The sequence below is a fragment of the Rhodothermaceae bacterium genome (assembly GCA_009838195.1).
Taxonomy (GTDB): domain Bacteria; phylum Bacteroidota; class Rhodothermia; order Rhodothermales; family Bin80; genus Bin80.
This window is the reverse complement of record VXSC01000013.1, coordinates 1-12,408: the sequence shown is the minus strand read 5'-3', so window position 1 is coordinate 12,408 and position 12,408 is coordinate 1. Positions and strand designations below refer to the sequence as shown.

Sequence of the window (12,408 nt, the reverse complement as noted above, 5' to 3'; positions counted from 1 at the left end):
GAATCGTGAAGGTGAACCGGGTGCCTCGTCCAGGTCCGGCGTTCTCGGCTCGGATGCGGCCACCGTGGGCTTCGACCAATCCCTTGCAGATGGCCAGACCTAGGCCGACCCCACGCGGCCGGTCCCCGTCCCCGGTGTACTTCCGGAACAGGTACGGCAACTGCTCGGGCGACACACCTTGGCCTTCGTCCGTGACCGAAATTACGACATGGACCCCATCACGCACCGCACCGACATGGATGACCGATGACTCGGGAGCGTGCAGAGATGCGTTGGAGAAGAGGTTGTTCAGCACCTGGACAATGCGTTGTTCGTCGGCCATCACACGGGGCAGGTCCAGCGGCAGGTCGATGCGGATGGTCTGCCGGCCGCCACCGCTGAGGAATGTGGTCCGGGCCTGTTCCACCAGTTCGGCCACCTGCACCGGCTTGCAATCGACCGACAGCATTCCGGAGTCGATGCGCCCCGCATCAAGCAGGTCGCTGATCAGATTGTCCATATGATCGGCCTGCACTTCGATGATCCGGAAGAACTGCTGCATCTCGGTCCGGTCCAGAACCCGCGAACTCCCCAGCACGGTCGCCGCCGAACCCTTGACGGCCGCGAGCGGTGCACGCAGTTCGTGGCTCACCATGCCCAGAAATTCCGTTCGCAACCGATTCAGTTCCTGGAATGGCGCCAGATCCTGCATGGTGACGATCATCGACTCGACCGCGCCAGCGTCGGAGTGGATCGGGGTGCAGTTGATGAGCATCGTAATTCTTCGGCCATCGGGAACCGAGAGTACGACCTCCTCGGCGCGCACAGTCACGGCGTCATCAATCACTCGTTTCATCGGAAATTCCGCAAGCGCCACTTCGCGCCCGTCGGAGGAGCGGCACGTGATTACCTCCAACAGCTGCTCCAGGCGACGGCCGGGCGTGCGCAGTCCCTCGACGATCCGCCTCGCCTCCCGGTTGAGTAACACCGGCTGAGCGGTCTTCGCATCAAAGACCACCACGCCCACCGGTGAAGTATCGACCAGAGCTTCCAGGCTCGACCGTGCCCGCTGTTCGTCCCGGTGCGTGCGGGCGTTGGCGATGGCGGCCGCCGCCTGGGAGGCGAACAGTACCAGAACCTCCTCGTCCTTGTCGGTGAACTCATGACCGCCCTGCTTCTTTCCAAGAAAAAACGTCCCCACATGCACGCCGCGGTGACGCATCGGGGTCGATTGAAAGGTCTTCGGCAGCATCGGGTGCGGGGCGTAGCCGATGCTGCGGATGTAGGCGGGCACATCGGCCAGCCGGAGCGGCCCCGGAAGATCGCGCAGATGCTCAAAAAAGCGCAACGCGGGTTCCCACTCCATCAACAGCCGCTCTTCGTCCGGGCTAAACCCCGACGTGACGAAGTCCTGCGGCTGCCCCGTCTCATCAATGGTCGTGATCACGCCGTAGCGGGCGCCGACCAGATCGCGCGTGCTGGTCAGTATTTCGTCCAAGACCGTATCGAGATCAAGGCTTGAGTTGACACACAAAACCGCTGTGCTCAATCTGGAAAGGCGCTCGCGCAGCGCCTGGATCTCCGAGTCTACCTTGTTGGATTTATTCATTCGTTCGCATTTCGATTTGGTTTGAAAGAAACTCCAGATCTCGCACCGTGCATCGACCGATAAGGCGATTGTGATGCTTCAATGCTCTGGCCTAAAGATACAATTTATTGCAAGTTAACAATAATATAACCAATATTGTCCATTATATAACAAATAAAGAACATAATTGATGAGAAAAATACTTGAAGCATTCCTATACTTAGTGTGGGGGTTTGCCCATAAGTGGTATGATGGCCTGCTGGTTATACAATACTTACAAGGCGCGTACGGTGTGTGAGAAGGATCAAGCTTCTTACCAGATACCTGACTGTGCCGATTGTTGCCCTCGGGAGAATTTGCGTTGGGATGGTTGAAGTCGTCCTGCGGGAAGTTAGCGAGCATAGCGATTTATCTCATGAATATTCAGAGCCGGCGAGATGGTAAAGCAAAATTTCGATTTCGATGTAGTGACCATTGCGTAGGATCCTTCTTCATCGGAGGGGCCCTGCACGTTCTTGTGCTGTTCTTGATTCCCATGGTCGCCGTCGGACAGGAGCCTGTGCCGCAAGTCCAAATCAAGACAGCGGCGGATCATTTCCCGCAATCACGTTCGGCCACACTTGAACGGGTGGAGATTTCCGTTGCCCTCATCAGGGTATCTGAAGATTTGGAGGGGTCCGATCCACGATTGTGGAATGTGGACATGGGAGGCGTAAACTTGTTTCGGCTTCCCGAGGCGCCAATGCATTACGTTAATACGTTTTCTCCAGCTGCATTGATCGGTCCGGTCTGGAATCATGGCATCACAGGGCCGCCTAACGAAGCTAATGGATTTGGGAAGCAGTTATGGAATTGGCAAGGGACGGCCCATTCTGCGCAGAATTCTATTACGATTTTGGAGGGAAATTCGAAAGACATTGAGATCTCGATTGGTGAACAGCCTTCCAGTGATGTGACCGTCGTCATTACGGGCCATGCGGGTACAGACCTGAGCGTAAGTCCCAGCACACTCACCTTCACGGCCAGCGACTGGGCTGATCAGACAGCCACCCTGACGGCGGGGGACGATGACGATGCAATCAATGACGAATTAACCCTGACGATCACCACGACACAGGGAAGCAATGAGAGTTCAGTCCAGCGAGTCATTACGATCGTGGATGACGAAATCATCTGGGAGCTGACACCCCGAGTAATTCTGGAGAGTACAATCAGTAATACTTCTATTCCCCTTCTGGAGACTTTGGGACCGCCTTCCGGAGATGTCACCTTCACGATCACGGGGCATGAGGGGACAAGCTTGGCTCCGCGTCCAACTACACTCACGTTCCCGACAGACGACTGGCAAAGAAGTCAGGAATTGGATTTGTTTGCAAAACTGGACGAGGATGATACAGATGAGCGGGTGACCCTGGCGTTTACTGCAGAAGGAGGAGGGTACGACGGCTTAACCTATTCGATGGAGGTGACCATTGAAGACAGGCCTCCGTACGAGGAGTCGATTCCAGAGGGAGGTAGTGTCTCTTTTGCCTTCGTCTTAGGTGCGAACCTACCAACAGCGCCACAACGTGATTTAATCGCAACGTATAGCGGACATGAGGGCACGGACTTAACGGTATCCCCGTCGACTGTGATCCACAGGGCAGACTCATGGATATACCTTTGCCTTCATGGTGTCAGACTCTGGCTCTATTGTTCGGTTGGAGAATATGTGGAGGTCACGGCAGGGCATGACCCAGATGACGTGGATGATCAGGAGACACTGATCTATTCGATTACAGGGCCTGCAGATGAACCGGTGTGGCTCGGGATATCGGCACAAACCAACGTCAGGATTGAAGATGACGATGATCCGGGACTCGAGGTTTCTCCTTCGTCGCTGGATGTTCCAGAGGAAGAAAAACGAAGCTTCTCGGTTCGTCTTTCGGGGGCCCCTCTGGGTGATATTGGCAATACCGATGTGACCGTGAGTATTCCTCCAAGTCAGGGGGATCTGACCGCATCTCCACTTAGCCTGACGTTTACAAAGGAGAACTGGTATCAGTGGCAGGGGGTGGAGCTCACGGCTGGACATGATGCTGATATTGCGGATGACATGGAAGAGTTTACGGTGACGGCAAGCGGCGGTGGTTTTGATGGGGAGCGGGGAAGTGTATCGGTGAGGATTCTCGACAATGAAGAGCCGGGACTTCGGATTTATCCTATTCGGGTGTCTGTAAACGAGGGTGGAGACTGGGTTACCGTCCGGGCAGTACTTACAGCGCAGCCTACGGGGGAGGTAACGGTGGTGGTTCCACCGTTCACAGATCCCGCGCTGCAGCATAATCGGCTGCGCAGCCCAATGACCTTTACACGTTCCAACTACCGGAGGGGCCAGGCGGTGACGGTCTGGGCAGAGGAGGACGCGGATGCGGTGAATGAATTTGAATCCGTCACGTTACGGGCCAGTGGCGGCGGCTACGACGGGGTCACCCGTCTGCTGAGGGTCTCGGTCACCGACAACGATGTTGTCGGGGGCCGTCTGGAGGTTGATCCGACTTCGGTATTGGTCAACGAGGGATTGACGGCGGCGTTTACCGTGAAGCTATCGGCGGAGCCCGAAGGCGCGGTGACGGTGACGATTCCGTCCTTCGCAGAGCCGGCACTGAGTCAGAACTCGCCTAGGCTGACCTTTACGCCTTCAAATTACAGTACAGCCCAGACGGTGACGATTTCGGCGGCAGAGGATGCGAATGCGGAGGATGAATTTGAATCGATCACGTTACGGGCCAGTGGCGGCGGTTACAGCGGAGCTGCCCAGACGGTGAGGGTCACGGTCATTGATAACGATGCCAGTGGGATCGAGCTGATTCCTTCATCGCTGAGTGTGACGGAGGGAACTGCGGAGACGTACTCGGTCTGGCTTTTGTCCGAGCCGGCCGAAGCCGTGACCATTACCATCGTCGAGTCAGGCGGGGGTGTCACGGCGAGTCCGCTGATGCTGCACTTCACGGCTTCCGACTGGGACGAATCGCAGCAGGTGAGCGTCCGAGCGGATTCAGACGCCAATTCGATCAATGAGACCTCGACTCTGATTCATACGGCCACCAGTGCGGATCCGGGCTATAGCGGGACGACTGCCATTTTGTCGGTCACGGTGATCGACCAGGATGCGCCGCGTCTGGAGGTCAGTCCGGGCGCGCTCACGATGGACGAAGGAAGCTCTGCAGAGTTTACGGTGAAGCTTTCGAGCGAGCCGACGGCGGGTGTGACGGTCCAGATTCCCACGTTCACAAATCCGGACCTGACCCACAACCAATCGGCGCTGAGTTTTACGCCGTCGACGTGGGATGCGCCGCAGACCGTCACGGTCTCGGCCATGGAGGATGCGGATGCAGAAGACGAGGTCGTGGAGACGCTCACACTGCGGGCCAGTGGCGGGGAGTACAGCGGGATCACCGGGACGGTCACGGTGACCGTGGAAGACAATGACCAGAGAGGGATCCTGTTAAATCCCCTTTCGCTGGAGCTTGAGGAAGGGGGAGCGGCCGGCACGTACACCGTCGCACTTCAGTCCGCACCCACGTCAGACGTGACGGTCGCCATCACGGGGCCTTCGGCGAAGGTGACGCTGGACCGGGAGTCGTTGACGTTCACGCCGTCCACCTGGGACGATGCCCAGACGATCACGGTCCAGGCACTGGAGGATCAGGATACTGACGACGAGCAGTTCATGTTGACGCACCGTGCCCGTGGGGGTGGCTATGACCACGAGACCGCGGACCTGGAGGTGCGCATCAAGGACAAAGGCGAGGTGGCGCTATCGATTTACGATGCACAGGTAGATGAGGGGGCGGGGTCTGTGGACCTTCGGGTAGAACTGAATCAACCGACGGGTCGACTGGTCAGCGTGATGTATCGGGCCGTGGCCGAGGACGCCGCGGCGGGATCGGATTATGAGGATTCCCGGGGGATTGTACTGTTTGGTCCCGGGTCCACCAAAGGGAGGATCCGCTTGGACATCCTGGAGGATGAGCTGCCGGAGCTGGACGAGACCTTTACGGTAGTGCTGAGTAGTGCGCGTCACGCCGTCATTGCCCGGGAGACCGGTCGCGTGACGATTCTGGACAATGATGCCGTATCCGCGGTCTGGATTGATGATGGGGTGGCGTTCGAGGAGGACGGAGTGGTTCGGTTTGCGGTGCATTTGTCGGAGCCGAGCGAGGCCCCGGTTACGGTGAGCTATCGGACCGAGAATGGGACGGCGATGGCGGGCGAGGACTATGCGGCGGCGAGCGGGCTGGTTACATTTGCGCCGGGGGAGGTGGAAACGGAGATTAGTGTAGAGCTTTTAAGAGATGAACTGGACTGGCGCCAGGAAACCTTTACGGTGCATTTGCAGAGTTCAGGCAAGACGCGGATCGAGAAGGCAGTGGCAGTGGCGACGATCCGGGAGGAGACCTCGGTACGTTCGGGAGTATTGAAGGCGTACACAGCGCGGTTTGTGCGCACGTCTGCAGTGCAGATTGTGGGGGCATTGCATCAGCGATTCCGATCCCGGAGGGGTGCCTCGTCGTGTTCAGCCCCGCAGCGAGCGGTGATGGCGCAGGTGTGGGGGGCATTGACGGGGTGGGATCCCTCGTTGGGGGAGTTGCTTGCGGGGTGTCATATATCTAGGGATCTGGGGGGACTGAGTGTGTGGGGTCGGGGCTCATTCACGCGCTTCAATGGTCGCGGAGCGGATGCACTGCGCCTGCGCGCAGATGTGACAACGGCCATGGTGGGGACGGACTATCGCTGGCGACAGCGCTGGCTGGTCGGCCTGCTGGTATCCCACAGCCAGGCAGACGGAACGTTCCGTTTGTATGAGGAGTCGGGTGCGGTGCAGTCGGGGCTCACGGGTGTGGTTCCGTATGTCTCGGTTCAGGGGGAGGACTGGGGGGCATGGATGGCGATGGGGTATGGACGGGGCCGGACGGAAGTGCAGGAACTGGAGGGGGATCTGACCTCGACATTTGGTGCGGCCGGGGTGCAGGGGGAATGGGCGTCCACGGCATGGTTTGGATTGAATGTCCACGGGGATGTGCTGGTTGCGGGGGCGGAAGTGGATGTGCATGCAGTGAGTGCGCAGGTCTACCGGGTTCGGGCGGGGCTGGGGGGCGATTTGCGCGTCAGCGACATGATCCGTCCGTACGTAGAAGTGAATGTGCGCCAGGATGGTGGGAGTGCAGAGACGGGCACGGGGCTGGAACTTGGGGGCGGAATCCGGCTCTCGTACCCGGCATGGCGACTGAAGGGAGAGATGCGGACACAGGGGCTGGTGATCCACAGCGCGGACGGGTTTACGGAGTGGGGGCTGTCGGGATTGGTGCAGGTGGGAGAGGGCCCCAAGGGACTGGTGGTGTCGGTTCGCCCCTCGTGGGGACCGCATCAGGGCGGTGTGCTGCAGCGTCAGCAGACGATTTTGGAAGCGGTTCCGGCGGGTGCGAACCTGCACCAGATCAAGATGGAGATGGCTTACGGGGTGCCGCTGAAAGCCGGAGTGATGCGATCCGTGGCCGGGATGACACAACTGTTCACCGGAAGAATGTACCGTCTGGGTACAGAGCTGCGGCCGAGGGATTATATGAGCGTGTCCGTGTTTGGAATGGCATACGCTCATGCAAACGCACCAATTGGGATCGGCTTGAATCTGCAGGGGTCGGTGAGGTACTAAGGGAAAAAGAAGTTCCCCCTTTATCTTATACATGATGCTTAATCCAGTGCTTTGTTGTTACGATCGTGAAGTTAAAAATCATCAGTTCAGTGCCGAGGGTTTTCTATTTCAAGATCGTTCGATCTTTCCAAGGCCACAAGAGCGTATTGTACTTGGGCTTCGCATCAAAGACCACAACGCCCACCGGCGAGGTATCGCCCAAGGTTTCCAGACTGGACCGTGCCCCCTGCTCGTTCCGGTGCGTGTGGGCATTGGCGATGGCGGCCTTCTGGGAGGTGAACAGCACCAGAACCTCCTCGACCTCCTCGGTGAACTCGTAACCGTCCTGTTTCCTTCTGAGGAAGAAGGTACCTACATGCACGCCGCAGTGACGCATCGATTTCGATTGGACAGTCTTCGGTAGCGTCGGGTTCGGGGCTCAGCCGATGGAGCGGATGTAGGTGGGCAGGTTTGCCAGCCTGGGTGGTTCTGGAAGATCACGGAAGTACCCAAAGAAACTCAACGCGGATTCCCACTCCATCAACAGTCGCTCTTCGTCCGGGCTAAACCCCGACGTGACGAAGTCCTGCGGCTGCCCCGTCTCATCAATGGTCGTGATCACGCCGTAGCGGGCGCCGACCAGATCGCGCGTGCTGGTCAGTATTTCGTCCAAGACCGTATCGAGATCAAGGCTTGAGTTGACACACAAAACCGCTGTGCTCAATCTGGAAAGGCGCTCGCGCAGCGCCTGGATCTCCGAGTCTACCTTGTTGGATTTATTCATTTGTCCGCATTTCGATTTGGTTTGAAAGAAACTCCGGGTCTTGCACCGTGCATCGGCCGATCAGGCGATTGGGATGCTTCAATGCGCTGGCCCAAAAGTACAATTTAGCATGAATTAACAATAATATAACCAATATTGCCAATTATATAACAATTAAAGAATATTATTGACGGAAATAATACTTGAATCGTTACTATCTTAGTAAGGAGGGGCTGTCTATAGTAGTGTGATGGTCCGTTGACCAGAGAATATTCATTTCATAAGGCGAGTGCAGTGTGTGTGCGAGAAGATAGAGCCCCTTACCGGGCACCTGACTGTGCTAATTGTTGCCCCCGGGAGTATTTGCGTTGGGATGGTTGAAGTCACCCTGCAGGAGGTTCGCCAGTACAGCGAGCTGCATATTCAGAGCCGGCGAGATGATAAAGTAAATTTTCGATTTCGATGTAGTGACCATTGTGTAGGGCCCTTCTTCATCGGATGGGGTCTGCGAGTTCTTCTGCTATTGTTAACTCCCATTGTCGCCGTTGGCCAGGAGGCTGTCCCGCAGATCCAAATCAAAGAAGCGGCGGATCGTCTCCCACAGTCAAGTTCAGCCACATTTGAAGAGGAACCGGTAGAGGTTTCAGTTGCCGTCATGAGGGTGTCTGAGGAGGGGGCAGACTCACGACTCTGGAATATGGACATGGGTGGCGTAAACCTGTTTCGGCTCCCCGAGCCGCCAATCCATCCTCTCCATGCGTTGTCGCCGGATGCATTGATTGGTCCTGTCTGGAACCATGGTATCATAGAGCGACAGAACGAAACGGATGGATTTGGGGGGCAGTATTGGAATCGGCAAGGGATGGCCAATCCTGCGCAGAACTCAATTACGATTCTGGAGGGAAATTCAGAAGACATTGAGATCTCGATAGGTGAGCAGCCTTCCAGTGATGTGACCGTGGTCATTACGGGTCATGCGGACACCGACCTGACCGTGAGTCCGAGCACACTCACCTTCACGGCCAGCGACTGGGCCGATAAGTCCGTCACCCTGGTGGCCGGGCACGATGACGATGAGATCAATGACGAGTTAACCCTGACCATCACTACGACACAGGGAAGCAATGAGAGTTCAGTCCAGCGAGCCGTCACGATCGTGGATGACGAGATCATCTGGGAACTGACGCCTCTGGTAATTCAAGAGGGTGCAAACGATAATGTTTACATCCTTCTTCTGGAGACTCTGGGACCGCCTTCCGGGGGTGTCACCTTCACGGTCACGGGGCATGAAGGGACAAGCTTGGCTCCGAGATCAACGACACTCGCATTCCCGGCAGACGACTGGCAAAGTAGTCAGGAATTGAATTTGCTCGCAAAACTGGATGAGGATGATCAGGATGAGCGGGTGACCCTGACGTTAACCGCGGCGGGAGGAGGGTACAACGGCTTGACCTATTCGCTGGATGTAACCATTGAAGATCGGCCTGCGTACGAGGAATTGATTCCAGAGGGAGGCAGTATTATTACCGGTCTCCTTCTTCTCACGAAGCGCGACGCGCCGCCACAAAGTGACATAGTAGGAACGTATACCGGATATGAGGGCACGGACTTGACGGTATCCCCGTCGAGTGTGACCTACAAGGTGGGCTCATGGTTTGGACCTTGCATTGCAAGGGGCGAAATCTGGAACTGGTGTACGCCTGTGGAAGATGTGCAGGTCAAGGCAGCGCATGACCCGGACGATGAGGATGACCAGGAGACACTGATCTTTACGGTCACGGGGCCTGCGGATGAACCGAATTGGATCGGAATCTCCGCAAAAATCAATGTCAGGATTGAAGACGACGATGACCCGGGACTTGTGGTTTCTCCTTCGTCGCTGGGTATTCCAGAGGGAGAAAAAAGAAGCTTTTCCGTCCGTCTTTCGGAAGCCCCCCTGGGAGATATTGGCAGTAACGATGTGACCGTGAGTGTTCCCCGAAGTCAGGGGGATCTGACCGCATCTCCACTCAGCCTGACGTTTACAAAGGACACTTGGGCTACACCGCAGCATGTGGAACTCACTGCCGGGCATGACTATAATTTTCAGGATGAAACGGAAGAGTTTACGGTGACTGCAAGTGGCGGTGGCTTTGATGGGGAGCGGGGAATTGTATCTGTGACGATTCTAGACGACGATGACCCGGGACTTGTGGTCTCTCCTGCTCGGGTGTCCGTAACCGAGGGGGGAGCCGCTAATTTCGAGGTGGAGCTTACAGCGCAGCCTACGGGCCGGGTAACCGTCCAGATTCCTGGTTTCACGAATCTGGACCTGACCCGCAACAAGTCCACACTGACCTTTACAAGTTTTGACTGGTGGTGGCCCCAGTACGTGACGGTCCGGGCAGCAGAGGATGAAGATATGGTGGATGAATCTGAATCCATCACGTTAACGGCCACTGGTGGCGGCTACGGTGGGGTTACCCGGGCTGTGACGGTCTCGGTCAACGATAATGAAGACCCGACACTTCGGGTATTTCCTTCTTGGGTGTATGTAACCGAGGGGGGAAGAGGGGCTGATTTCAGGGTGACGCTTGCAGCGCAGCCTACGGGCGAGGTAACGGTGAGGGTTCCACTGTTCACAGATCCCGCACTGAGCCGCAACGAGTCCACTCTGACCTTTACAAGGTCAAACTACTGGATATCTCAGTCCGTGACGGTCTTGGCAGCTGAGGATGCGAATAGGGTGGATGAATTTGAATCCGTCACGTTACGGGCCAGTGGCGGCGGCTACGACGGGGTCACCCATCCTCTGAGGGTCTCGGTCACCGACAACGATATTGCCAGGGGTCGTCTGGAGGTTGATCCGACTTCGATACTGGTCAATGAGGGATCGACGGCGGCGTTTACCGTGAGGTTATCCATGGCACCCGAAGGCGAGGTGACCGTGACGATTCCACCCTTCACGGACCCGGCGCTGAACCGGAATCCGTCCACGCTGACCTTTACCTCTTCAAATTACAGCCGTGCCCAGACGGTGGTGGTTTCGGCGGCAGAGGATGCGAATGCGGTGGATGAATTGGAATCCATCCGGTTGACGGCCCGTGGCGGCGGCTACAGCGGAGCTACCCGGACGGTGAGGGTCACGGTCATGGATAACGATGCCAGTGGGATCGAGCTGGTTCCTTCGTCGCTGAGTGTGACAGAGGGCTCTTTGGAGACGTACTCGGTCCGGCTTTTGTCTGCGCCGTCAGAAGCTGTGACGGTCACGATCGTCGAGTCAGGCGGGGGTGTCACGGCGAGTCCGCTGGTGCTGCACTTCACGGCTTCCGACTGGGACGAGTCGCAGCAGGTGAGTGTCCGAGCGGATTCAGACGCCAATTCGATCAATGAGACCTCGACGCTGATCCATACGGCCACCAGTTCGGATCCGGGCTATAGCGGAACGACCGCTGTCCTGTCGGTCACGGTGATTGACCGGGATGCGTCGCGTCTGGAGGTCAGTCCGGGTGCACTCACGATGGACGAAGGAACCTCTGCGGAGTTTACGGTGAAGCTTTCGAGCGAGCCGACGGCGGGGGTGACGGTCCAGATTCCCGCGTTCACAAATCCGGACCTGAGTCATGACGGGTCGACGCTGACGTTTACGCCGTCGACGTGGGATGCGCCGCAGACCGTCACGGTCTCGGCCATGGAGGATGCGGATGCAGAGGACGAGGCGGTGGAGACGCTCACGCTGCGGGCCAGTGGCGGGGAGTACAGCGGGATCACCGGGACGGTCGTGGTGACGGTGGAAGACACGGATCAGAAGGGGATTCTGCTGACTCCTCTTTTGCTGGAGCTTGAGGAAGGGGGAGCGGCCGGCACGTATACCGTCGCGCTTCAGTCCGCACCCACGTCAGACGTGATCGTCGCGATCACCGGGCCTTCGGCGCAGATTACGCTGGACCGGGCGTCGTTGACGTTCACGCCCGCCACCTGGGACGATGCCCAGACGGTCACGGTCCAGGCACTGGAGGATCTGGATACTGACGACGAGCAGTTCACGTTGACCCACCGCGCCCGTGGCGGCGGCTATGACCACGAGATCGCGGACCTGGAGGTGCGCATCAAGGACAAGGGCGAGGTAGTACTTTCGATTTATGATGCATCGGTGGATGAGGGGGCGGGGTCTGTGGATCTTCGGGTGGAGCTGAACCAACCGACGGGTCGACTGGTCAGCGTGATGTATCGGGCCGTGGCCGAGGATGCCGAGGCGGGGGCAGATTATGAGGATTCCCGGGGGATTGTGCTGTTTAATCCCGGGTCCACGAAAGGGAGGATCCGTCTGAACATTCTGGAGGACGAGCTCCCGGAGCCGGACGAGACGCTCACGGTCGTGCTGAGTGGTGCACGTCACGCTGTCATTGCACGCGGGAGCGGGCG

Annotated in this window: 5 protein-coding genes; 3 read left to right on the top strand and 2 right to left on the bottom strand. The window is 57.6% G+C overall.

The features are described 5' to 3' along the window. Positions 1-1,588, bottom strand: a 1,588-nt coding sequence (locus tag F4Y64_02940) for a GAF domain-containing protein (GenBank protein MXX96555.1), incomplete at its 3' end; no start/stop codon positions are given. Between the two features lie 394 nt (positions 1,589-1,982). Between F4Y64_02940 and F4Y64_02935 the strand changes: the two genes are divergently transcribed. After that, entirely contained in the window at positions 1,983-7,262 is a 5,280-nt protein-coding gene (locus F4Y64_02935; protein MXX96554.1) for a hypothetical protein, read from the top strand. Between the two features lie 31 nt (positions 7,263-7,293). Then, positions 7,294-7,665, top strand: a complete 372-nt coding sequence (locus tag F4Y64_02930) for a hypothetical protein (GenBank protein ID MXX96553.1) — start codon at positions 7,294-7,296, stop codon at positions 7,663-7,665. Positions 7,666-7,680: 15 nt separating this feature from the next. Here the strand turns inward: F4Y64_02930 and F4Y64_02925 are convergent, their stop codons facing one another. After that, positions 7,681-8,025 (bottom strand): hypothetical protein, encoded by a 345-nt coding sequence (locus F4Y64_02925; GenBank protein MXX96552.1) that lies wholly within the window; start codon positions 8,023-8,025, stop codon positions 7,681-7,683. A gap of 352 nt (positions 8,026-8,377) precedes the next feature. On the opposite strand from F4Y64_02925, the gene F4Y64_02920 reads away from it, so the two are divergent. Next, positions 8,378-12,408: hypothetical protein (locus F4Y64_02920; protein ID MXX96551.1), on the top strand; the 4,031-nt coding region annotated here is incomplete at its 3' end.

Coding starts and splice junctions, on each gene's coding strand:
- F4Y64_02935 (MXX96554.1), top strand. CDS start 1,983: ATGAATATTCAGAGCCGGCGAGATGGTAAAGCAAAATTTCGATTTCGA.
- F4Y64_02930 (MXX96553.1), top strand. CDS start 7,294: ATGATGCTTAATCCAGTGCTTTGTTGTTACGATCGTGAAGTTAAAAAT.
- F4Y64_02925 (MXX96552.1), bottom strand. CDS start 8,025: ATGAATAAATCCAACAAGGTAGACTCGGAGATCCAGGCGCTGCGCGAG.